This is a genomic window from Sporocytophaga myxococcoides DSM 11118 (assembly GCF_000426725.1).
In the GTDB taxonomy this organism is placed as follows: Bacteria; Bacteroidota; Bacteroidia; order Cytophagales; family Cytophagaceae; genus Sporocytophaga; species Sporocytophaga myxococcoides.
In genome coordinates, this window is the sequence record NZ_KE384560.1 from 23,136 (window position 1) to 47,756 (window position 24,621).

Genomic DNA, 24,621 nt, shown 5'->3' on the forward strand with positions numbered 1-24,621 from the left:
AATCATCAAAGATCTTTGAATTAAGGTCGTCCATTTACGATTACATCTATGAAACGGTTTATTGGAAATATAGTAGGGTTTTCCTTAAAACATAAATTCTTTGTTTTTTTCGCAACCTTAGTATTGATTATTGCAGGTATATTCAGCTATCTGAATACTCCTATAGAAGCATTCCCAGATGTTACTAACGCCAGGGTTCAGATTATTACACAATGGCCTGGAAGAAGTGCTGAGGAGGTTGAAAAGTTCATTACCATACCTATTGAGGTTGAAATGAATTCTGTTCCGGGTAAGACCAGCTTAAGGTCAATTTCTCTTTTCGGATTGTCGGTAGTTACTATGATATTCGATGATGATGTTGATGATTTTACCGCGAGGCAGAATGCGATCAACCGTCTTATGAATGTGAACCTCCCAGATGGTGTGGATCCTGAGATGCAACCGCCTTATGGTCCTACAGGTGAAATATTCAGATATACGCTTCAAAGTAAAACAAAAGATGTCAGAGAGCTAAAAACCATTCAGGACTGGATCATCGACAGAAATTTAAAAGGTGTACATGGTATAGCTGATGTAGTGAGCTTTGGAGGGGAAGTTAAAAGCTATGAACTAAGTATCAATCCGGATTTATTGAAGAACTATGATCTTACGGCTCTTGATGTTTATGATGCAGTTACAAAGAGTAACATGAATGTTGGGGGAGATGTAATTGAAAAGAATGATCAGGCCTATGTGGTTAGAGGTATTGGACAGCTGAAGAACATAGCCGATATTGAAAATATTATTATCGATGACATTAATGGTACACCTATTTTCGTAAAGAATGTTGCAAAGGTTCGTGAGTATCATCTTCCAAAGCTTGGATATGTTTCCAGAGATACTACAAAAAACCTTGTAGAGGGGATTGTAATCATGAGAAAGGCCGAAAATCCAAGTATAGTGCTTGCAGGACTTAAAGAGAAAATAAGCGAACTTAATGACTACATACTTCCTAATGATGTCAAGATTGTACCATTCTATGACCGGTCTACACTTATAGGTTTTACAACACATACAGTTACGAAAAACCTTATCGAAGGGATAGTCCTGGTTACTGTTATAGTATTTATTTTCATGGCCGACTGGCGAACTACTATTACAGTCTCCATTATTATTCCGTTGGCATTATTGTTCGCATTTATGTGTATGCGGATCAAAGGTATGTCTGCAAACCTCTTATCTATGGGGGCCATAGACTTTGGTATTATCATAGATGGCGCCGTTGTGATGGTCGAAGGATTGTTTGTAATGCTTGATCATAAGGCCAATAAATTCGGCATGGAACGTTTTAACAAACTGGCCAAGATGGGTTGGGTGAAAGCAACAGGCGCTGAATTAGGTAAGTCCATCTTCTTTTCAAAATTGATCATTATCACTGCGCTTCTACCTATATTCTCATTCCAAAAGGTGGAAGGTAAAATGTTTTCACCATTGGCCTGGACTTTGGGATTTGCACTTCTTGGTGCATTGATTTATACCCTTACTCTGGTGCCTGTTCTGAGTCAGATCTTGTTAAACAAAAACGTTAGAGAGAAACATAATTTCTTTGTTGAATTTGTCAACAATGCTGTAACGAAGGCTTTTTCATTTGTTTTAAAACATAAGAAAGTTAGTTTCATGACCTCACTTGGTGCGCTGGGGATAGGTTTGTTTTCGTTCACATTCCTTGGCTCGGAATTCTTGCCGCAGTTGAACGAGGGGGCCGTTTACATCAGAGCAAGCATGCCAATGAGCTCATCATTGAATGAATCGATTTCTATGACTAATAAAATCCGTAAATCTATTTCATCTTTTGATGAAGTAAATGCGGTGATGAGTCAGACAGGCAGACCTAATGATGGTACAGACCCGACCGGATTCTTTAATATTGAGTTTCACGTTGATTTGAAGCCAAAGGAAAAATGGGAAAGAAAAATCAGTAAGGATGAGTTAATCACTGAAATGAAGAATAAGCTTGCTGTTTATCAAGGTATCAGCTTTAACTTCTCTCAGCCAATTATGGATAACGTGGAAGAAGCTGTTTCAGGAGTGAAAGGGTCTATGGCGGTTAAGATTTTTGGTGATGATTTTGGAAGATTGGAAGAGCTTGGTGAACAAGTTAATAAAATACTATCTGGTGTTGAAGGTATAGAAGACCTTGGTATAATAAGACTTGTTGGTCAGCCTGAAATGCGCATTGAGCTCAATCAGCAAAAGATGGCCATATATGGTGTTAGAACTGAAGATGCACAGCGTGTTATAGAAATGGCGATTGGAGGCAAGACTGCATCAAAGATGTATGAAGGAGAAAAGAAATTTGATATTGTTATAAGGTACCTGCCACAATTCAGAAAGACAGAAGAACAGATTGCTAATATTACTGTTCCTACAATTCATGGTAACAGAGTGTTGTTAAAAGAGCTTGCGGAGATTCACCCGGAGACTGGTCCGGCATTCGTATATAGAGAGGGTAATCACAGATTTATTGCAGTAAAATTTTCAGTTAGAGGAAGAGACCTTGGAAGCACTATCAAAGAGGCGCAGGAGAAAGTTCAGAAAACAGTGAAGCTTGACAAGGGAATGAAAGTAGAATGGAAGGGTGAATTTGAAAACCAAGTAAGAGCAACAAAACGACTTGGACAGGTTGTACCACTTAGTATTCTTTTGATCTTCCTTATTCTGTTTGTAACCTTCGGGAACCTGAAAGATGCTGTGCTTGTGCTGTTGAATGTGCCGTTTGCATTGATTGGTGGAATCTGGGCATTGCTTATCACAAATACTAACTTTAGTATCTCTGCAGGTGTCGGATTCATTGCATTGTTTGGTATATGTATTCAGAATGGAGTTATTCTTACTACTGTTTTTAAGAATAATTTAAGAGAGGGAATGTCATTGGCGGATACACTTGTAGAAGGGGTTAGGTCAAGAATAAGGCCAGTAGTCATGACAGCTATGATGGCGGCTCTCGGACTTTTACCTGCAGCGTTATCAACTGGCATCGGCTCAGAGACTCAAAAACCTCTTGCCATAGTAGTAATAGGTGGTTTGATAACAGCTACAGTTCTTACACTCCTTATATTCCCTTTAATATTCGAGTGGGTATATAAGAGAAATATGGATTTTGAAAGACAGTTAGATTAAAGTTTGTTGTTCCCCATGGTTCTTAAATGTCCCGGCAATTGTCGGGACATTTTTGTTTATTAGCTTTTATGGATATTTTCAACTTTTAGCTTTAAGCCTTCAACTTTTCGCTTCAATATCATCTTTCAATTACTTCAAATTTAACCCGCTTGCTTTCTCCGGATTGATCTGTAACAGTCAGATAATGTTCCCCAGGATCAGGATTCACAGCAAGCTGGTGAAAGTCTTTAGTTGTTCCTATATAGATGTTATCTATGGACCAGAATAACTCCTTTCCAGGACTTCTGTGAGCTACTTCAAAAACAGTCTTGCCTTTTCTTTCATCTATCTCTACAGGAATAAATATTTTGCTACCATTGGAAGGATACAGTATGTCGAATGATTTATTGGTTACATAGGCCATGCAATCTTCTCTATATGGTGGTAATGTCTTGTATGAAGCATTTTTGTTTTTATAATAATACTCCATAGCAGGAGGAAGGACAAACAAAGTCTTTGTGTGCATATTTCTAACAGATTCACATTCTCCGTTTACTCTATACTGCTCTGTTACGTCCAGATGAACAAGCTTATGATATGGACATAAACCGGAAAGATGAGCTGCCTTTTGCGTCCATTGAATGGTATGTTCTTCACAATTTTCACCAGCTTTAAATCCACTTTTCAAACATACCTCTGTCTGAACCATTTCATTAAATGGCTGCAAAAACCATTGTTGTGATTTAAGATGTTTAAAGATATCAAATAATATGGGAGCTGCAGAACCAATTCCAGTAAGGTCAGGTCTGCCTTCTCCGTCTGCGTTTCCGGCCCACACAGCGACAACATATTGGGGCGTACATCCGATAGCCCAGGCATCCCTGTTGCCATAACTTGTTCCTGTTTTCCAAGCAATTTTATATGCTGAACTAAAGTCTCTCCAAGAAGCATCTTCTTCTGGTCTTGAAACTTCATTCATAGCTTCAAAGGTGAGCCAAATAGATCCTGCATCTAAAACAGTACAATAGTTTTGTTTTTCTTGTTCTGGAGTAAAAGATGGCTTCTCTGTTTTTAATCTGAATTTATGAATAAGGTGATAATCATTTAATGAAGATGCCATGTTTCTATATATTCCTGCAAGATCCCAAAGAGTACCTTCTGCACCTCCTAATATCAGTGATAACCCATAGTGTGTATGAGGTTTATTAAGTGTTGTCATGCCAAGCTTCTTCAAGTTATGATGAAATTTTTCAACCCCATATTCCTGCAGAATTCGCACTGCGGGTACATTAAGTGATCTCGCTATTGACTGCTTGAATGCCACGGCTCCATCATAAGTGAGAAAATAATTTTTGGGCGCATATCCACCGATAAGTGTTGGAATATCAGCAACCAGTGATGTGTTCAATAATTTTCCTTCTGAAAGAAGCATGCCGAACAGCAATGGTTTAAGAATGCTTCCGGTACTTCTCCTTGCCTGAATAATATCTACACTATAGCCATGGTCATCAATTTTGTCACTCAGTATATTGCCACCATAAGTGAGGACTTTACCAGTCTTCACATCAAGAATAAGAGCTGCTGCATTATACACACCATTTGCGGATAATCTTTCCTGATGATGAGCTAGTATCTTATTTACTGTTTTTTGAAGGTGAATATTTAAAGTGCTGCTAATACGCTTACCTTTCATTCCTTTTTTCTCTGAATAGGCAAGCAAATGAGGTGCAATAATTGGTAAAGCATACGGCCTGCCTGGTAATGGCTCTTTTAATGCCAGTTCATATGATATGTGATCGAGATAGCCATTTTTATACAAACTTTTGAGAAGTCTGTTTCTTTTCTTTAAAAAGATTACTTCATTTTTTCCCGGAAAAATAAGTGCAGGACTGTTAGGTAAAACTGCAAGTGCTGCGGCTTCAGCCCATGAGAGTTGACTTGAGGGAGCGTTGAAATACCTCCATGATGCGGCTTCTAGTCCAACAACATTGCCGCCAAAAGGGGCATTTGAGGCATAAAGTGTTAGTATTTCTTTTTTAGATAAAGTCAGTTCAAGCCTTAGAGCCTGCGTGATTTCTATTAACTTTTCAAAAAATGACCTTCTCTTGTTCTTTCGGCTCAGTCTTATAACCTGCATAGTAAGAGTACTTCCCCCTCTTACTATTCTTCTGCTTTTTATATTCTGCCAGGCAGAATTGCCAATAGATAAAAAATCTACTCCAACATGATTCTGGAAATTCTTGTCTTCAAAAGTTATTATGGATAAAGCGAATTTATTCGGAACTGAATCATTGTCAGGAAACCTCCATTGTCCGTCTGAAGCAATTTTTGCTGCAAGTAGTTCACCTTTTTTATCTTCAAGTATTGTGCTGGTAGGATCCTTAAAAAGCTTCGAAGGAAGGGAAAACCAAAATAGTAAAAATAGAAAAAGGAGAAGTGTAAGTATACCTAGATATATTTTGCTTCTCCTTTTCATAAGTTTAATAATATTACTTAAGAGAAATATTTTCTCCTGCTTTAAATACTTCTACCCATTTCCCTGGCACAGTTGCATTGATAGAACCATCATACATAGCTTCCGCATAAGTAGCCGGAAGGTAGAATCTTCCAAGGTATGCAGCATTCAGCATAACCCTGAACGTCTTTTTTTCATTTGCCTTTATGTCAAAGAAAGTATACACTCTGTCATCCCTTATATCTCTGTAAGTGGGAGCATCTGCCAATGGAAGTCCGTTAGAGGTTGTTTCCTCAGCTTCTTCTTCATTTTCTGATTCTTCATCGCCATAGTAAGTATACCTTCTTCTCTTTTCTTCTTTAGTCTTTTCAGTAAAGTTATCTAAACGGGAATTATTAATTTCCCATCCTGATGCGAAGATCTGCTTTAACGCCATTTGCTGGTAATCTCCTCTGAGTCCAGGGTTTGAAACAGAAACTTCAGCAATGAAGTCAGTGCCCTGCTCAAGTTTGTCAACATCTATTTCTGCTCCATCTTTTGACAAATAACGAACGGAAATTCCAAGATTGTTTTCAGCAGCTTCCTCCATTCCTGGCTTTGGTGTGCCTGTAAGTAATACTCTGGCATATGCGACACCATTGCTGTTGTTTTTAACCTGAAGGTTGAATGGATTTACATTTGGTTTCAAATCAACTTCAGCAATTTTCATATCTGTCATTGCAGTAACTGGTTTACTGTTATTGACAGAATAAGCAAAACTTACTTTAGTTCCAGGAGCAGAAACATTAGCAAACTTTGTTATTGCCATCAGACAATAAGCTGTTTCCTGCGTACTCAGCCACTTATCTGAAGACAATGCCGCTGAGATTTCTTTTGCAAGTGGTGCAGCTTGCGCTTTCATATTCATGATGCTTAATACTTCAAGGATCATGGCCTTATCTCTTAAGGTTGATCCGTAAGTATTGTCCATTTCTCTGTAATCTTTCACAGTAAGAGAGGCAGTACTTACCAGGTTTTTAGCGACTTCTGTTTGTCCTGCAAGATGGTATGCGGCAGCAAGTCTCCACTTAGCAGGAGAAGAGAGATTTCTTGATTCTCTTAGTCTGTTCATTGCGCCTATTTCAGGATCACCCGCAAGTGCCAGTGTATACAATCTATATGCCTGAGTCAAGTCATCATTATATGCATCATAGTTCCAGTTGCGGGCTTCTTTCTTCTGGCTCTTCTTCCAGTTATTGAGGAAACCTTGAGGAAGTGCATATCCTTTTTTCTCTGCTTCTACCATAAAATGACCTGCGTAATTGGTTGCCCAGGCCTCATAAGAACTTTGTCCTGGCCAATAGGTCATTCCTCCATCGGGTAGTTGAAATAACTTAAGGCGTTGAATTCCTGCTTTAACATTCTTCTCAACCATTCTTTTCATGTCCTCTGTTGGCTGCATCAACTCAAGTACATATAATTGAGGGAACACAGACGATGTTGTCTGCTCTACACATCCATAAGGATAGTGAACCAGATATCTTAAACGTTTACCCAGGTTTATCGGAGGTATTACTGATATTTCAAGTGTTGCCTTGTTTGTTCCTGCTAATCCAAATGGCGTAAAATCTGAATTCCAGGAAGCGTTTGAAGAAAGGACATTTTCATACACTTTGGTAATTTCAGTATTACCATTTCTGATGTCTATGTCAACATTATATTCCGCTCTCTCTTTTCCGCTTATTGCAGTTACAGAAACAGAACCTTTACCTGCTGCCGGTTTCGCTTTTAGATAGAAGTTTACAACTTCATCTCCAGGCTGATTAAATGTTATGCTTTTTGAACTCTCTGCAATTGGCTCAAACATATTATTAGCCTTTATCGTGACATTAACATTCTTCACGTTTTTAGTCATGGCAAAAATGTTCACAGGCAATGCTACAGATTCTTCAGGCCCAAGTACTCTCGGAAGTGTTGCCAATACCATTAATGGTTTTCTTACCGGAACAGCTTTTTCTGCTTTTCCGTAAGCCCCGTCTGGGTTTCCTGCTACAACCATTGCTTTCACAGAGCCCACATATTGTGGCATTTTTAATGTATGTGTTGCTGAGCCACCAGATGCGAGGCTGAAAGGTCCTATAAACTTTACAACAGGTTTAAACCTGTTGGTTTTATTTCCTTCGCTGCCTTTGAGTTCACCGTCACCACCAATGCTTAATATCTTATCTATTCTTTCTCCATATGCACCGATGACATAGTCATACATATCCCATGTATTTACACCAAGTGCTTCTTTAGCATAGAAGTGGTCATGCGGATCTGGGGCTTTAAAATGAGTAAGATCGAGCAATCCTTCATCTACAACAGCAAGCGTATATATCATAGGTTTGCCGTTTTGTTCTTTTATGGAAACGGTAAAGTCTTCTTCCGGTCTTAGCTCTTCTTTCATTGAGATAACAGGGGCGAGAATCGTTTGTGGATTTTCAACGGTTATAGGAATTATACCATATAACCTAATCGGAAGATCATTAAGCGTTTGTGCATGTGGTTGAATCAATGTCACATTAACAAAGATGTTTGGAGTCATTTCTTCAGTAACTTTGAATTCAAAATTATTATTACCTTTCTTGGTCTCCATCCACTGGGTTTGCAGTACTTTAGCTCCTGATTCAATACTAATCAATGCCCTACCTTCGCTGCTTCCCGGAATTGAGAGACGAGCGGTTTCTCCTACATTATATTTCGGCTTATCTGAAGAAAAAGAAAGTAATGCAGCGCCTCCTTGATTTCTTTCTCTTGAGTTGCCAGCCCATCCTGGCCAGTCTATAAATACAATCTTCCCAGTGCTATGGCCACTTTTCGTATCTTTAGCACGAATATAAAAACGACCCCATTCAGGGTAGTTCACTCTGAATTGCCATTTTGCCTTTCCATTGATAGTGACTACATTTTCTCTTACAAGAGCTTGTTTATAGTTATTGTCCAGATATGCTGAAAGGTTCTCTTCTCCTTTTTCCCACCAGTATCTCCATTCTATTTTATATAGCTCCATCTGGATGTTCATTCCTGATACAAGATTCCCATTAGGATCAAGACTTACTATTTCAATTGTATGTGAAGTATCCGTGAGCAGCATGTTTCTGGCTTTGTCGCCTTCTGGAACTCTAATACCTGTAAAAGATGTAAATGGATAATATGGCATAGAAAATCTGTCAATGCTTGAGGCACCACCTTCTTCCATTACTCTTACTTTAAAGTTGGCTGTCATCACGCCCGGAGCATTATCACCCGCTTCCAGGTGTGCATTCACCGTTGCATTACCGTCCTGGTCTATTCTGCCTTTGAAGATTTCAATTGGTTCACCTTCATATTTTTTAGCCGGATCATCAAAGATGAAATCAGAGTATTTGTTAAACTTGGTTTCACCTTTTGCAAGTTGAACTGTCACGTCAGTCTCAAGATTCTTTGCAACTGCCCCATGCAACCATTTTACATTTAAATCACCTTTGAGAGACGAACCTCCCGCTGTGATTTTATCTGTGCCAAAATCAAGGTTTATTTTAAGTCTGTTTGGCATTACGGTTTCTATCTTCAATGGATAGCTGAAAGTGGCTCCGCCAACTTTAACAGTTGCAGTCCAGTTACCAGTTGGGTCTTCAGGTGAAGTGGTTGTACTGAAGTTGTAGAATCCTTCCACTGAATTAGAGGATACTAGCTTCTTTATTACCTGACCTGATGGGTTGGTTAATTCAAAGTTTACTGGCAGGTTTTTAGGAAGGTTGTGAAGTTTGTCTTCAAGAATAAAAGTTAGAAACAAAGAATCTCCCGGTCTCCAAACTCCTCTTTCTCCATATAAAAATCCCTTTATTCCCTTTTGTACTTTGGCTCCTGATATATCGAAGTTGCTGACAGCTAACGCCGATTGATCATCCATCTTCAGATAACCAATTTGTTCTTCTTTCTTAACCTTAACTAAAAAAGGTTTCTTTTTTAAATCAATAGTAAGAACACCATCACCGTTAGTTTTATCTTGAGAAAGCAGTTGCTGCTGGTAATCATAAACTTCAACGGCAGCTCCTTCAACAGGTTTGGTTGTTTTAAGGTCGGTGACTACAAATACAAGATTTCCTGAAGAACCAGCTTTAGCGATTATGCCAAGATCGGAAGCAAAAATGTTTCTTGAAACAGATCTGTATTCGCCATAATAAGAATTATGGCATGGATTCTCTCTCTCGGAATAGTCGTATTCCTCGTTATAATATTCTTCGCTGTAGTCCCAATAGCTGGATTCGTTTTCCTCAATAATATCATCTTCATTGTCTTCCAGAGTAGTTTGCCCTGTAGCTTCAGAAACGGCCTCTTCAGAAGCATCACAACTATAGAAAATGTCTTTTTTGTCAAAGCCTATTTTAATCTGGTAAATAGCTCCTGGCTCAGTTTTGATTAAGGTTGATATATCAAGAGCATATCTTTTCCATTTACCATAATCATTGGGATTGGTATTGTTTAATGAGATATTTTTTTTCAGAATAACTTTTCCAACTCTTTTAATCTCACTGTTGCCATCATATTTGTTTACCTGGAAAAACTGAGTAACATTGTTTTCAAAGATCTTGATAACTTTTACATTAACCGATTTCAGGCTTACTGCTTCAAATGGGAATATAAGACCATCTGTGCTAGGAAGAATAACGCCTTTGCCAGTTAGTTTAACAGAAGGTTTTATTTCTTCAAAGTTAATATCAAGCGTTTGTGTCTTTCCTAAAGCTTTGCCTTTAATATTTTTAACACCTTCATTTACAGTAATAGTTTTATTGCCAATTTGTCTTACCGGAGGATAAAGCTTTAATACATTCTCATCTTTTACAATGTTGAAATCAGGTACGTCAGTAATCTGGATGAGGCCTTGAAGATCCTGATTTGGATCAAGTGGATCAGAAAACTGAATTTCTGCATACTGCTCTTCACCTTGTACAGCTCTTGCAGATACGATAGAGAATTCTCCTATAGCCGGAATTTCTATAGTTTCAGTTCCTTTAGTCTCAGACTGAATAGGAGTGCCATCCCACGTTAAGACAACAGTTCCTGCCGCTTCTTTCCTTTGGATCTTTTCAACCTGAAATCTGTGAGTTTTTCTGTCGTTTTCGTGTGTCCAGGTAATTGAGAGTGTTTTACCATCCTGGCTTGCAGTTAATACTTTTTCAAGGGTTGCATTATCTACAACATCGGCAGTACTTAGTATGCCAAGCAACTTCTGAGAGGCAAAGTTTGTAACTTCGTAAGTCCTTAATCCTTCTACATATACATCAAAGGTCTGGGGTATGGTCTGAAATGCAAAATCAAAAGTCTGAAGGTCTTCAGGCATCTGCATAACTTCTCCTATTTCAAATTTGGCATCAAACGATTGTCCCGGATTGAGAGGCTCCTCCGGAACAAATTCAATAGTGCTTTTATCTATCCATTTTGTAGTTCCCTTTATGGATGGAGAGAAGCTGAATAGGTCTGTTTGAAGGGGGTTGTTAATCTCTTCTGGCTTTACAATTTCAGAAATAAAAGAAATCCTGATTGGAGATTCTCTGGATATTATACCGCCGGTGAAAGAACTGACATAGGCTTTAAATGCCGGGTTGAATTTGTATTCACCTTTAGCTTTGTTTTTTGAAGCATACCAGTAGACGCCTCCGCCTATTGCTGCAATAGCTAATACTGAGGACAAGATAACTTTTATCTTACTGCCTGAGAGTAATGTTTTTAAGGACATAAAAAAAGTTGAATAAGTAGCTTTTCTAAAAGTTTAATGTTGATACTATTTGAAACTTTATAAAGGTTAAAATCACCCTTAAGTTAACGGAAAAGTATCTTTAAAAAGTGAAAATCTGGTAAAAATAATTGCCGTCCTTTCATTTGAAAAGACGGCAATTATAAATTCATTTTGTAAGAAAATTATTTACCGAAGCTGAATCTTCCACCGATACCACCTTGGCCATAAGCATTTGGATAACGAAGGAATGCTATAAATACGTTAGCATCAGCAAAGAAAGTGATTGGAGCCTGTTTTAGAGCATATTCAATTCCTCCGACAACATCCGGACCAATATCAATTGTGTGTACTCTGTCTTCAGCATAGTAGTAGTTTCCAAAGTTATCATAGTACTGACGCACAGGTACTACGAAAGTATTGTATCTCACCTGTCCTCCAAAGCCTATATGCCAGGTAAATCCATCTATGTCACCAATAGGGAATCTCCATAGATAATGTACTTGGAGTGCCATACCAAAATAATTATAACCATAACGACCGGTATAATATCCGTGGCCTCTGTAGTCATAATCGTATTTTCTGTCATAATATCTGTCTGCATAATGCGCACCACCCCAAATAGGGAACCCGAATACAAACTCCAGGGCTTTTTTATCCATGTACTGCTTTAAAGTTACACCTGTAGGATCTCCAAGTTTAAGACCTAATGTTAAATCATTTCTTGAAAACGCCTGATTTCCTTTTGAAGAACTTTTCTTCTTCTGTGAATATCCTGAAAATGAAATGCCAAGCATCAGGATAAATACAACTAATGTTCTGGTAATTGTCCTATTCATATATTTAGTTTAATTTTTCGCTGCTAATATAATATAAGTCTGTGGGGATTTTAAAATCTTCGAGGTCGTTTTCTTCTAATTCGACCTTTTTAAATTGTTGATCCGCTATAAGCACTATCGCTTTCCCGCTTTGTAATTTTAATTTTACAGGAATTGTAAAGCCATTCACAGATGCTCTCATACGGTAAACAAGGTAGAATTTGTTTTTCTTTCTTTTTACCTTATACTCAAATATCGGAATGTCAGTGTGTAATAAGTACTGATCAAAGAACGGCCTCAAGTTAATCATTCCTTTTTGAGAAATAAAATTTATCAATTCATCAGAACATATCTGCTTTTGAGAGAATTGGTGCTGTATTTCTTTAAGAATAGAAAACCACAGGCTATCATTGTCTATAACAGATCTTAATGTATGGAGCATCCATGAACCTTTATAGTACATGTCCGAATCTTTCCAATAGTGGTAATTGACATTTGAAGGACCTTTTATCGGCTCGCTGTTTTTAATATAGTTTCGTTGTCGAAACAGGTAATTTACGGATGAAGTAAAATCAAACATGCATTCGACAAATAACGCTTCGGCATAAGTCGTAAATGATTCCTGAATCCAGAGATCCCCATGGTCACATGCGCTAACATTGTTCCCCCACCACTCATGTGCACTTTCATGGATAACAATGTAGTCGTATCCAAGCATGTTTTTCCTGAACTTATTTCCATATGCAATAGCACTTTGGTGCTCCATTCCGAGATAAGGGGTTTCAATAAGAGCATAACCGTCTTTAGGAAAAGGATATTTACCAAAATATTGCTCAAAGCATTTTAGCATGGGCTTTACCTGTTGGAAGTATTCCCAGGCCTTATCTTTATTTTTTTGAAGTACATAATATCTGAGATCTAAAGTGCTGCTGTCTGCTCTTATATACTCATCTTTGATTTCTGCATAGTTTCCTATATTTAAGGTCACATTATAGTTATTAATGGGATAATGGACTTTCCATTTGTAGGTATGAAAATCTTTTCCGCAGACCTCCTGCTCCAGATTTCCATTGCTTATGCACTTCAATCCTTTGGGTACAGAAAAAGTCAGCTGAACACTATCTGCTTCATCAGAAGGATGGTCTTTACATGGCCACCACAGACTTGCTCCGTCTCCTTCACATGACACACCCACCCATGGCTTGCCTTCAGTATCCTTAGACCATATAAAGCCACCTTCCCAAGGAGGATTCCTTGCCTCAAAAGGATTTCCCGAATAATAAATGGAAATTGAGTCTAATGAATAAGGCTTTAATGCATTCTTAAAATTTATAAATACTGCATTACTGTCTCTTTCAAAATTAAGAGTTTCATTATGGTGTCTGATGCTATCAACCCTAAGTGTTGAATAAAGGTCTACTTGAACTCTTATGAAGGGTTCTATTACTTTAAAGTGGATAGAGTTGCTTCCCATTATATGTTTTTTATCAGGGTCAATCTGAAGTTTTAAATTATAAAAGTGAACATCATAGCATGCCCTCAATGGGGAAAGGCTTCCTCGAAGTGTATCATATCTGGTAAAAGATTTTGTCTGAGATCGTCCACAGTGATAGATAAACTGAAGTGAAAGAATGATAGAAAAAAATCTTAAATACATTTTTCAAGAAGAGTTTGCTGGTAAAATTGGAGATATTTTTACTAAAGAAAAAATTGGGGAATAGAATCCGTTTTCCCCTGTTTGTTTAATTGAGCATTTAGGTTTAAAGCGGCGCTGATAAGACCTGCATGGCTGAATGCCTGTGGGAAATTTCCCAAATGTTCACCCATGAATCCCAACTGTTCAGAAAATAAACCTACGTGATTTGCATATCCAAGCATCTTCTCGAAATAGAATTGCGCTTTTTCAAGTTGTCCAGATCTGGAAAGACATTCAACATACCAAAATGTACACATTGAAAATGTTCCTTCTTTGCCTCCAAGTCCGTCTGGTGCGGCCACTTCAGGGATGTACCTATACACAAGTGAATCGGACACGAGTTCTTTTTCTATTGCGTCCATTGTTTGTAGCCACCGTGGATCAATTGGGCTGATGAATTTAACAATGGGCATAAATAAGCAAGAAGCATCAACAGTTTTGGCACCCTGGTATTGGACAAACCCTTTTAAATCTTCGTCCCAGAATTCATTATAGATACTTTGATATATTTTATTTCTTTCTATTTTCCATGTTTCTGGAAATGGAAATGACCTTGATTCTGCAATCTTAATCGCTCTGTCAAAGGCGACCCAGCACATGAGTCGGGAGAATAAAAAATGCTTTTCTTTCCCTCGCACCTCCCATATGCCGTTATCTTCTCTTTTCCAGTTGTCAATAAGCCAGTTGATTTGAAATACTAAATTGTTCCAGAAATCATGGCTTATTGGCTCAACATATTTATTATATAAATACACTGAGTCTAGTAATTCTCCATAGATATCCAGTTGCAATTGTTTGTTTGCATTATTGCCAATTCTTACAGGTGCTGAACCTTTGTAGCCTTCGAAATGATCAAGTGTAATTTCCTGTGGATTATTGTAGCCAGCCTGAGAATACATAAGGTGCAAATGTCCGGGATTTTCTATATCATGACACTGATAATGTATCCATTTTACAAATGCCTGTGATTCTTTAGTATAGCCGGTTTTAACAAGTGCATAAAGACAAAAGGCCGAATCTCTTATCCAGCTGTATCTATAGTCCCAGTTTCTATTGCCGCCAATGAATTCAGGCAGCCCGAATGTTGGGCTTGCAATAATAGATCCGAATCTTCCGCTACAAAGCAATTTGAGTGTAAGGGCTGATCGCTGGATCGCTTCAAGCCATCTCCCCTTGTAGGTTGATTTTGATACCCAGTCTCTCCAGTATTTTACGGTTTCAAAAAAAGTTTTTGTGATAAAGTCTCCCAAAGAAATATCGGGAGGATCTTCTTTTGAAATATCTTCAAGTATAAAATCTGCCCGTTCACCTTCGTTCAAAATGAATTCAGCATAACCGTCATTTTCTGAGGTGTGCATAGGAACAGAGCTTTTCAGCCTTAATTTCAAATGACTCTCTCCCTGACTTTCGAATAGTATTTCAAAATTATGATCTCTTTTGTGTGCAATATGATTGTCCCTACCGTAATTAAATCGGGGCTTGCACTCCATTTTGAATCGAATGCTCCCTCTGATGCAGGAAACCCGTCTTACTAGTTCATTGCCATGCACCATACCTTCTATCGGCATGTAATCTGTAATTTCGCCTACTCCATCAGCGGACAAAAACCTTGTAAGCAAAATGTTTGTGCCAGGAAGGTACATTTGCTTATTCTTAACTTTTTCTTGAATAATTGGATGGATTTTGAAATAACCGCCCTTTTTATGGTCCAAGAGGGCTGCGAAAATGGATGGAGAATCATAAAATGGGAAACACAGAAAATCTATAGACCCGTTAAGGCCTACAAGCGCTATTGTATTTAAATCTCCAATGATTGCATAGTTCTCAATAGGCTGATAATTCATCCGTCTTACTAATCAGAATTCCGTCAGTAAGGAGAACCGTATAAAAGAAAATATGTTGGCGGATGATTATGTAAGCGGAAAAATATTTATTTTCTTACCAGGGTCAGGAGTTCTTTTTGTACTCCCCAGTCTCTGGCTAGTTTTAAAATGGCAGTTGCCTCCATTTCACTGATAAAACCTTTTGAATTAGTAGCCTCCCAGACCATATTCAGATAAGAAAGTTTAGTCTGAGTATCATAGGTTCCTATAGTTGCATTGAAAAATTCACGAGCTCTTTCGAAGGCAGTAAACACATCGCTGCCTATAAAGTCTTCAGCCCATTTTAATTCTTCTGCAGCACTTAGATTCTGAGCAGTTGCTTTTAAAATAGCCTGCTCGTCCTCATTTAAACCATGATAATTGAAAATTATTGATTTTAGAAGCAGAAAGGCCTTTTTCTGATCGCTTGTCATTTGGACAGTCATACCAACGCAAATATAACATTTTTAAATTTATTTTCCCCCATACAGTCGATTTTCTTCAAACGATAAAGAATGCCTCTGTGATTTTATCTGCAATCAATTTGCCTCTGGGTGTCAATTTTAAAAAATTCTCTTCTTTAATCATATAACCCTCCTCAATAAATGATTTTGCAGTATCTATATAATAATCTACCTCAAGATTAAATTTTTGTTTTATATCTCCCAGGTCACAGCCCCATTTAGTGCGTAGTCTGGTAAGGAAATATTCATTGGCTTTGTCCAGATCAGTTAGTTGCTCTATTGTAATCTCTGGTTTTAAGGTGTTTATTCCTTCAATATATTTATGATTGTTACTTATGTTGTATTGTCTTGATGTTCCATTAAACGAATGGGCAGAAGGACCCAGGCCAATATAGTGGGCTCCCAACCAATAGCTGCTATTGTGGCGAGCAATATAACCTTCCTTCGCGAAGTTGCTGATCTCATATTGTTCATATGATGCTCTTTCTAGTAAGGATACAAGATCTTCAAATTGAAGGGCCACATTCTCCTCTTCTTCTGGAGAAAAATGTCCTTTTTTCAATCGTTTGCCTAAAACAGTTTTCTCTTCAATTGTTAACGCATAGGCAGATATATGAGGAATATCAAGGTCAATAAGGGTTTGAATATTTTCATCCCATTTTTCCTTGCCAAGGCCAGGTATCCCATAAATAAGATCAGCGGTAATGTTGTAAAAGCCTTGTTCCCTCGCTTCTTTGATAGAGCTGATCGCCTTTTCGCTATTATGAACTCTGTTCAACAAGGCTAATAAATTATCCTGAAATGCCTGGACACCAATGCTAAGTCTGTTTATGCCTGCTTGTTTTAATCCCTTTAAATAATTTCGAGAAATGTCATCAGGATTTACTTCAATTGTTATTTCGGCATTATCAATAACCTTGTAAAGGCCCTTTACTTCGTCTATAATTTTTTGTATTTCATCGACAAGAAGTAGTGATGGTGTTCCTCCTCCAAAGTAAATTGTGTTTATGTCTTCATTAATGTAGCTTTTTCTTTGTTTCAACTCCATACAGATAGCCTCAACCATTTTTTCTTTGAGAGATAAATTCGTTGAGAAATGGAAGTCGCAATAATGACAAGCCTGCCTGCAAAAGGGAACATGGATATAAATTCCTGACATTTATTTTATATGCAAAATTAATCCTGGATTGAAAATAGTAATTTTACAGCTTACTTTCGTTAGTATAAACGTGTTGAAAAACTTTTTAATTCTCTTTGTCTTACTCTTAACTTCACTCTTTTCGTATGGGCAAAGAGACAGTACCCGTATTTTTCTTTCGGTTTTCTCTGAAAATAAAGGTTTAATACCTGACCATAAAATTTCTTTTAGAGATTCATTAAGTGCACTATATGAAGTTAAAGAAATCATCCAGAAGTTACACAAACAGGCATATCTTCAGGCTTCAGTAGATTCATTTACAACACACGAGGATACATTAGTATCTTTTATTTCTCCGGGAGAACAATTCAAATGGGCTGCTTTGAAAAAGGGAAATATAAATCAGTTAATTCTTAACAAAACAGAATTCCAGGAGAGATACTATCAGAATAAGCTTTTTGATATCGATCAGTTTCTGGCCTTTGAAAATGATTTGTTGACTTATCTGGAAGAGCATGGTTATCCATTCGCTTCACTTCAAATTGATTCTTTTAAGATTGAAAACAATAATTTGTATGGTGTTCTGAATTATGATAAGGGGCCATTGATAGTTTTTGATTCTCTTATTGTAGTTGGCAGTACTAAAGTGAAGAACAGATATCTCATGCGTGAACTTCATATTGAAAAAGGGCAGCCATTTAGTCAAAAAAAAATAGTTGAAGCAGATAAAGTAATATCAGCGCTAGGTTTTGTTAGGGTTTCCAGACCTCCAGTGATAGAGTTCAGAAGTGGTAAGGCGACTGTAACTATCTTTTTGGAAGATAAGAAAATCAATCAGGCTGATGGTATTATAGGTTTTCTTCCAAATGAAGGTGGAGGAAAAAAATTACTTATTACAGGCGAACTTAATCTGAACTTAAAAAATGTATTTGGGACAGGTAAAGGAGTTTTGCTTGAGTGGAAAAAACTAAAGGCATCCTCCCAGACACTTAATGTTGGATATTATCACCCCAAATTATTAGGGTCAAATCTTGATCTCCGGATGAATTTCAATTTGTTAAATCAGGATAGCTTGTTTCTTACAGTTTACAGGGGAATAAATGTGTCAAGTGCCCTTTCGGTAAGATCAAGAGTAAGTTTTTTTACTGGTCTCAAGACATCGCGCCAGTTTTCCAGTCCGGTCGGAGCTGATACTACTGTCTTACTTATGTCAGATTATAATTATTATAATTATGGCTTGAGTTATAATTGGAATAATCTGGATGATATATTTTATCCTCATAAAGGCTGGATATTTGATGTACAATTTTCCTTAGGAAATAAAATTTTGAGGGAAAATTCATTGGTTAAGCAAGAATTGTACGATCAGCTTGACAAAAAATCTATTCAGTACTCTTGCAATATTGTGATAAACAGGTTTTTTCCGGTAAGAGCCAAGTCTGTATTTTTTACAAGATTTGAAGCCGGTAAAATTTTTAATGACAAAAACACATTGTTTATTAATGATTTGTATAGGGTAGGGGGGCTCAAGTCTTTAAGAGGATTTAATGAATTGAATTATTATGCATCGACATTTGGCATTGCATCTGTTGAATATCGATATTTTACAGATCCAACTTCCTATCTTCTCGTATTTTATGATCAAGGATATGTGTCAAATGTTGTAAATCCTTCTCTTAAAGATGATTTTCCATTTGGATTCGGAGTAGGTGTGTCCTTCACAACAGGTGCAGGAGTGTTTAATTTCGTTTATTCTTTGGGGCAATCCAGAGATCAGAAATTAAGTTTGAATCTTTCTAAGGTTCATTTTGGTATAATAAGCAGGTTTTAGTTAATTTGTTCCTTTCTCAAAGTGCATGCTTTATAATTCAGTCCTTTCGTTTTGTTGGGCCTTTCTAATCGCAGTATTTGCAATTCCGTCTATAATTTATGTTGCTCACATCAAAAAATTACTGGATGAGCCAAATTTGCGTACCGTTCATGAATCTCTGACCCCTCGTTTGGGTGGACTCGCGATCTTCGCAGGATTTATGTCGGCTTTGACAATTTTTGGCTCACTCGAAAATGGTGTACAACAAGTTTTAGCCGGCTCAATTATCATTTTTTTTATTGGGTTAAAAGATGATGTAGTTCCGGTATCGGCATTTAAAAAGTTTTTTGTTCAGGTACTTGCAGCAGGTATTGTCATGTTTGTTGCAGATATAAGAATATCAGATTTTAAAGGAATGCTGGGATTATATGAGGTAGATAATGGTGTCAGTTATGTAGTTACATTCCTGGTTATTATTGGTATTACTAATGCAATTAACCTTATCGATGGCGTTGATGGACTAGCAGGTGTGATTGTAATGATCATTACTTCTACTTTTGGGATATATTTCTATTGGTATGGAGGAGAAGCTTTTGGGGCTTATTCTTATGTCGCTTTTAGCTTGTTAGGATCAGTAATTGGATTTTTAAGGTATAATTTTCACAAAGCAATTATATTTATGGGAGATACCGGTTCCTTAGTGTCCGGCTTCATTTTATCAATTCTGGGAATACAATTTGTAAGAATGGAGGCTTTTGACGCTTCTCCATCTATCGCTATTGCTGTGTTAATCATCCCTATAATGGATACGCTAAGAGTTTTTATGCTTAGAATATTAAATGGGACATCACCATTTGCACCTGATAAAAATCATATTCACCACAGACTTATGGATCTAGGCTTTTCTCAGGTAATGACAGTATTTTTACTCGCTTTGATTAACCTTTTTGCCATATTGGGAGTTAATGTACTTTCTAATCTGGAAAATAACTATTTACTATTTTTAATGATAGGATATGGTTTTTTAGTTACAGGAGTAATCGAAATCTTTTATTTGAGAATAAAGAGAGAAAATGCTGGTGCATAAATCTAGAAACAATACTACCCAGGTCAGGGCTATTTTATTTTTAATTTTGGCAATGTTGCTTCCTCATTTGGGCAATTGTGCTAAAACCGCATTTAAAATTGTAAAAGATCTAAGTTCAGATTGGAAAATATATAATGCTGATATAAATGGGTATGTTCCTTTTATAAAAGGGAAATCCCAGAAAAGCCATTTTATTTTTCAATGGGTTGACCTGGATAAATATGCCGGATATCATCTTCAGGTAAAAGCGGCTCCAAAGTTATCATTATTTGTAAATAATGAATTATATTATACTAATACAGAATCCAAATATCAGGATGTTGCTATTCCTGTTAAGGATCTTCTGAAGAAGACAGTAGGAGGGAGGAAGGATTTACTTACAATTTATCAACCTGATGCTTCCTTTAATGAAGGTGCAGTTTTCATAGGGTATTTCCCCGAAATCCAGATAGAGTCTGTCCCTGCCATTAATATTGAGGCTAAAAAGCAAAACTTTCTGGGTGATCTTGTTATGGCACTTTTTATAAGTTCATTCGCCATTATTGCAATTTTGAAAAACAGGTTTCCTAAATCATTTTCCTTATTTTTCCAAAAATCTGAATTTTCACTAAGTGCTTCCGAAGAATTATTAAGTAGTCGTATTATTGATTTTCCGCTCTTGCTGGTAATTATTTTAAATGCATTTTCACTTAGTATTTTGATATTTTCCAACAAAGAAAGCGAAGACTTTGTCAAATTTCTTACGTTAATTAAAACCCGGAATTTGTCATTATTTTCACAGTTTGCACTGTCAACTCTAATGGTAATCTTTCTGATAATAGTTAAATATTTACTCATTACTATTTTGGGATGGATATTTGACCTTAATAAACTCATTACCCTTCATTTTTATGAGTTTTTATCTATTATGCTCAAGGTCAATTTGTTGGTAGTTCCAGTCGTTTTAATTTTATTGTCGATGAATAATTTTCAACCGTTTATGTCTATTACGGCTTTGACAATTATCTTATTGATAATCTTCTTCCTGTTAATACTAAAGGTTTCCTATATCATATTTAAGTTTTCCAACTATAGAAATCTTTATTTATTTTCTTACCTTTGTATCAGTGAAATACTGCCTTTTATTGTAATTACTAAACTATTGGCATCTGACGTTATAAAATATTAATAAGGTATTGAGATAATGAGTGAAATTAAAGAAAAAGAGCTAAAGGATAGATATACAAAAGTATCAAGTATCTTAGTAACACAGCCCAAACCGACAGACGATAAATCGCCTTATTACGGATTAGCTGAGAAATATAAGCTGAAAATTGATTTTAGGCCATTTATTGAGATTAAGGCACTTGATTTCAAAGAGTTTAAAAAGCAAAAAATAGAGATACTAGCTCATTCCGCAGTCATCTTCACAAGCCGTAATGCCGTAGATAATTTTTTTAGGCTTTGTGCAGAGGGAAGAATAGAAGTGCCGGCAGAAATGAAATATTTTTGCATTTCTGAGCAAACAGCAAACTACCTTCAGAAGTATATAGTAATTAGAAAGAGAAAGATTTTTGTAGGTCAAAAAACTGCAAAAGATCTTGAGGAAATTCTGAAAAAGCATAAAAACGAATTCTATTTATATCCTTGCTCCAATATCAGAAAAGAAGAAATTCCTTTATTTCTTAAAGATAATGGATTCAAATTCAGTGAAGCAGTAATTTACGAGACAGTTCCTAGCGATTTGTCAGATCTAGCTGAAGTCAATTATGATATAATAGCATTCTTTAGTCCTTCAGGAATTAACTCACTATTTACCAATTTTCCTGAATTCAAACAGAATAAAACAAGAATAGCTGCTTTTGGTCCAACTACGGCAAAGGCGGTTAAAGATGCAGGATTAATATTGGATATAGAAGCTCCACTACCAAATGCCCCATCTATGACTGGTGCTTTGGAGCTGTACATAAAGAAAGCCAATAACATTAAGTAAAATTATCCGTAAAAGGTAAGGCAACCTAGTTATCAAAATCCCTCATTGGAAAAGAAGTGTTTATTTCTTTTTTAATTTTATTTATATTTAATTTAAAAATATTTAGTTTTGGAACTGGATTTATTATCCCAAGGTGTCTTTTATGAAAAGAATTAAATTATCTGTGTTTTTCTTTCTGATCTTTGTGTCTGCTGGATTTGCCCAACAAGATGCTCAGTTCAGTCAGTATATGTTCAATACCCTGTATTACAATCCGGGTTTTGCTGGTACTGAAGGACTAACGAGATTTACTCTCCTGCACCGGATTCAGTGGCTAGCTTATCAGCCTACTCAGTATAAAGGATCTGCACCGTATAGTACAGTATTAAGCGGCTCCTCATTGCTTCCCTTCTTTAATAAGAGGTTGGGATTGGGTGTCCATTTAGTAAATGATAATCTTGGGCCATTAAATAATACAGAGTTCCAGCTTTCAGGTTCTTATCATTTTAAAATTAAAGAGGGAGTATTGGGTGTTGGAGCTCGCGCGGGTGTCTATTCAACCAGAGTAAGAACTGATTGGTACAGGGTTGTGCAGGATGGTGATCCAATTTACGACGATCTAACTTCAGATGCTAATAATAAAATACGTCAAACAAAACCGGATTTTGGTGTAGGCTTTTGGTACCAGAGTAAAAAATTCAGCGGAGGAGTGAGCTTTGACCATTTAGGTGAAACTAAACTATCTTATAATTCTCCATCCATTAATTCTAAACTTGCAAATCACCTTTATATAAGTGGTTCTTACAATTTTGACATTGGTCCTACTATAAAGGTAACTCCTTCCGCATTCTTTCAATCTGATATGAACCAGCTCACATATCTTTTTGGGGCATTGGGAACTTATAATGAAAAGTTTTGGGTGGGTTTGAATGCACGTCAGTCTTTTGCGAAAAGAGACGTGGGTCAGGGTGGCAAAACACTTTCCAACGATGATATAATTTTATATGTCGGAGTGAACCTTTTGAAAAATAAGCAAAATATGAATGCGTTAAGAATTGGCTATGCATTTGATTTTGTCACAAATGGCGTAAAAGCCAAAAAGAGAACTTCCCACGAGATTATGCTCTCCTATATAGTTCCGACACCTTGGGAATTACCTAAACCTAAGATCAGAACGCCACGATACAGGCACGAAGAAAATTAACAAAATTTTGGAATATTGAAATTTTTTATAGAACTTGTACAACATTTCTAAACATTTTATCAATTATTTGAGTTTTTTTTGGACTTTTATAATTGCGATGAAAAAAGTTCGTTTAAGAAATAAAAATTTAGTAACTTAAAACACAATTTATTATCAAAAAATTTACAAAAGAAAATTAAACAAGTGTATTATGAATAAAATAGGTGTTATCAGAAGTCTCTGCTACATTGCACTGTTCGGAGCCTCTATTCTTATTCAGGGATGTGGGCGAGGTACCTCCGATGGAGGAGGAGACCTAGTCGGCGTTCAGGGAAGAGAAGGATGGGTTATGACAGTGCCATACGGTATGACAACATGTCCGTCGGGGACTTTCCACATGGGGCAGGCGGATCAGGATGTTCCGGCTACTCAAATTAACCTTAACAAACAGGTGACCATCGGTGGGTTCTATATGGACGAAACCGAAATTACAAACAATGAATACAGACAATTCATTGACGTAATGTTAAGCGATTCAGTTGACGTATTGGGTGAACAATATATCAGAACTGAATTGTATCCTGACACAGCTGTTTGGGTAAAGGATTTTGCTCACCACATGGGTGATCCAATGATGGAATATTACTACGCACACCCTGCGTTTGACGAATATCCAGTAGTTGGTGTTGACTGGTTCGCTGCAAGATATTTCTGCGAGTGGAGAACTAAGCACATGAATAACTGGAGAGCAGAGCAAGGACTTTGGAAAATGCCAAACTTCAGATTACCATCAGAAGCAGAGTGGGAATACGCTGCTAGAGGTGGAAGAGATATGGCTAAATATCCTTGGGGTAACCCATACATCAGAAATGCAAAAGGATGTATGCTTGCTAACTTCAAACCTGGAAGAGGAAACTATTATGATGATGGTTTCATGTATAGCTCACCAGTTGCTTCTTACTTTTCAAATGACTTCGGTCTTTATGATATGGCAGGAAACGTATCAGAGTGGTGTGAAGACGCTTATTATGATGCTGCTGTTCCTGTAGTTTGGGATCTTAACCCAACTTACTATGATGACGATGAGCCTAGAAAGATCATCCGTGGTGGTTCTTGGAAAGATATTGCTTACTTCCTTGAAACCGGAACACGTACTTTCGAGTATCAGGACACTACAAAGTCATACATAGGCTTCAGATGCGTAATGACTTATCTTGGTAGATCTTCCGGTTTCGAGTTCTAAAATCAAATCCTTTAAAGATTTAATAATTCAATAGTTGTA

At 37.0% G+C, this 24,621-nt stretch carries 14 protein-coding genes; 7 read left to right on the forward strand and 7 right to left on the reverse strand.

Going from position 1 to position 24,621, the window contains the following annotated elements; all coding sequences use genetic code 11:
- Window positions 1-48: 48 nt before the first annotated feature.
- Entirely contained in the window at window positions 49-3,159 is a 3,111-nt protein-coding gene (locus K350_RS0118425) for an efflux RND transporter permease subunit (protein WP_028981148.1), read from the forward strand.
- Window positions 3,160-3,277: 118 nt separating this feature from the next.
- Here the strand turns inward: K350_RS0118425 and pbpC are convergent, their stop codons facing one another.
- The 7 genes from pbpC to hemW all read right to left on the reverse strand — a co-directional run bounded on the left by pbpC (window position 3,278) and on the right by hemW (window position 17,329).
- Window positions 3,278-5,614 carry a penicillin-binding protein 1C gene (gene pbpC / locus K350_RS0118430; protein WP_051313318.1) on the reverse strand — a complete coding sequence of 779 codons (2,337 nt, stop codon included), beginning with the start codon at window positions 5,612-5,614 and terminating at the stop codon, window positions 3,278-3,280.
- Window positions 5,615-5,627: 13 nt separating this feature from the next.
- Window positions 5,628-11,333 (reverse strand): alpha-2-macroglobulin family protein, encoded by a 5,706-nt coding sequence (locus tag K350_RS0118435; RefSeq protein WP_028981150.1) that lies wholly within the window; start codon window positions 11,331-11,333, stop codon window positions 5,628-5,630.
- Window positions 11,334-11,515: 182 nt separating this feature from the next.
- Entirely contained in the window at window positions 11,516-12,169 is a 654-nt protein-coding gene (locus K350_RS0118440; RefSeq protein WP_028981151.1) for a hypothetical protein, read from the reverse strand.
- A 4-nt stretch (window positions 12,170-12,173) separates the two neighbouring features.
- Complete coding sequence (locus tag K350_RS0118445) at window positions 12,174-13,805, reverse strand: M1 family metallopeptidase (protein WP_028981152.1); 1,632 nt, start codon at window positions 13,803-13,805, stop codon at window positions 12,174-12,176.
- Between the two features lie 41 nt (window positions 13,806-13,846).
- On the reverse strand, window positions 13,847-15,688 hold the full coding sequence (locus tag K350_RS0118450; RefSeq protein ID WP_028981153.1) for a glycoside hydrolase family 15 protein: 1,842 nt from the start codon (window positions 15,686-15,688) through the stop codon (window positions 13,847-13,849).
- A gap of 86 nt (window positions 15,689-15,774) precedes the next feature.
- Window positions 15,775-16,152, reverse strand: a complete 378-nt coding sequence (locus tag K350_RS0118455) for a hypothetical protein (RefSeq protein WP_081671066.1) — start codon at window positions 16,150-16,152, stop codon at window positions 15,775-15,777.
- Window positions 16,153-16,207: 55 nt separating this feature from the next.
- A complete protein-coding gene (gene hemW, locus K350_RS0118460; RefSeq protein ID WP_028981155.1) occupies window positions 16,208-17,329 on the reverse strand; it encodes a radical SAM family heme chaperone HemW in 1,122 nt (373 codons plus the stop codon).
- A gap of 73 nt (window positions 17,330-17,402) precedes the next feature.
- Here hemW and K350_RS29490 point away from each other — a divergent pair, with 73 nt between their 5' ends.
- The 6 genes from K350_RS29490 to porK all read left to right on the forward strand — a co-directional run bounded on the left by K350_RS29490 (window position 17,403) and on the right by porK (window position 24,582).
- The gene (locus tag K350_RS29490; RefSeq protein WP_156027096.1) at window positions 17,403-19,139 is read left to right on the forward strand and encodes a BamA/TamA family outer membrane protein; all 1,737 of its coding nucleotides are present in this window, start codon (window positions 17,403-17,405) and stop codon (window positions 19,137-19,139) included.
- Window positions 19,140-19,164: 25 nt separating this feature from the next.
- Entirely contained in the window at window positions 19,165-20,205 is a 1,041-nt protein-coding gene (locus K350_RS0118470; RefSeq protein WP_028981156.1) for an MraY family glycosyltransferase, read from the forward strand.
- Entirely contained in the window at window positions 20,198-21,373 is a 1,176-nt protein-coding gene (locus K350_RS0118475; RefSeq protein ID WP_211236764.1) for a DUF4271 domain-containing protein, read from the forward strand. The genes K350_RS0118470 and K350_RS0118475 overlap by 8 nt, the downstream gene beginning before the upstream one ends.
- Before the next feature lie 15 nt (window positions 21,374-21,388).
- Window positions 21,389-22,177, forward strand: a complete 789-nt coding sequence (locus K350_RS0118480) for a uroporphyrinogen-III synthase (RefSeq protein ID WP_028981158.1) — start codon at window positions 21,389-21,391, stop codon at window positions 22,175-22,177.
- A gap of 142 nt (window positions 22,178-22,319) precedes the next feature.
- Window positions 22,320-23,360 carry a PorP/SprF family type IX secretion system membrane protein gene (locus K350_RS0118485; RefSeq protein WP_028981159.1) on the forward strand — a complete coding sequence of 347 codons (1,041 nt, stop codon included), beginning with the start codon at window positions 22,320-22,322 and terminating at the stop codon, window positions 23,358-23,360.
- Window positions 23,361-23,550: 190 nt separating this feature from the next.
- Window positions 23,551-24,582 carry a T9SS ring complex lipoprotein PorK/GldK gene (gene porK / locus K350_RS0118490; RefSeq protein ID WP_028981160.1) on the forward strand — a complete coding sequence of 344 codons (1,032 nt, stop codon included), beginning with the start codon at window positions 23,551-23,553 and terminating at the stop codon, window positions 24,580-24,582.
- Window positions 24,583-24,621 lie beyond the last annotated feature (39 nt).

Excerpts from the sequence above, each read along its gene's own strand:
- K350_RS0118425 (WP_028981148.1), top strand. The coding sequence starts at position 49 with ATGAAACGGTTTATTGGAAATATAGTAGGGTTTTCCTTAAAACATAAA.
- pbpC (WP_051313318.1), bottom strand. The coding sequence starts at position 5,614 with ATGAAAAGGAGAAGCAAAATATATCTAGGTATACTTACACTTCTCCTT.
- K350_RS0118435 (WP_028981150.1), bottom strand. The coding sequence starts at position 11,333 with ATGTCCTTAAAAACATTACTCTCAGGCAGTAAGATAAAAGTTATCTTG.
- K350_RS0118440 (WP_028981151.1), bottom strand. The coding sequence starts at position 12,169 with ATGAATAGGACAATTACCAGAACATTAGTTGTATTTATCCTGATGCTT.
- K350_RS0118445 (WP_028981152.1), bottom strand. The coding sequence starts at position 13,805 with ATGTATTTAAGATTTTTTTCTATCATTCTTTCACTTCAGTTTATCTAT.
- K350_RS0118450 (WP_028981153.1), bottom strand. The coding sequence starts at position 15,688 with ATGAATTATCAGCCTATTGAGAACTATGCAATCATTGGAGATTTAAAT.
- K350_RS0118455 (WP_081671066.1), bottom strand. The coding sequence starts at position 16,152 with ATGACTGTCCAAATGACAAGCGATCAGAAAAAGGCCTTTCTGCTTCTA.
- hemW (WP_028981155.1), bottom strand. The coding sequence starts at position 17,329 with ATGTCAGGAATTTATATCCATGTTCCCTTTTGCAGGCAGGCTTGTCAT.
- K350_RS0118470 (WP_028981156.1), top strand. The coding sequence starts at position 19,165 with ATGCTTTATAATTCAGTCCTTTCGTTTTGTTGGGCCTTTCTAATCGCA.
- K350_RS0118480 (WP_028981158.1), top strand. The coding sequence starts at position 21,389 with ATGAGTGAAATTAAAGAAAAAGAGCTAAAGGATAGATATACAAAAGTA.
- K350_RS0118485 (WP_028981159.1), top strand. The coding sequence starts at position 22,320 with ATGAAAAGAATTAAATTATCTGTGTTTTTCTTTCTGATCTTTGTGTCT.
- porK (WP_028981160.1), top strand. The coding sequence starts at position 23,551 with ATGAATAAAATAGGTGTTATCAGAAGTCTCTGCTACATTGCACTGTTC.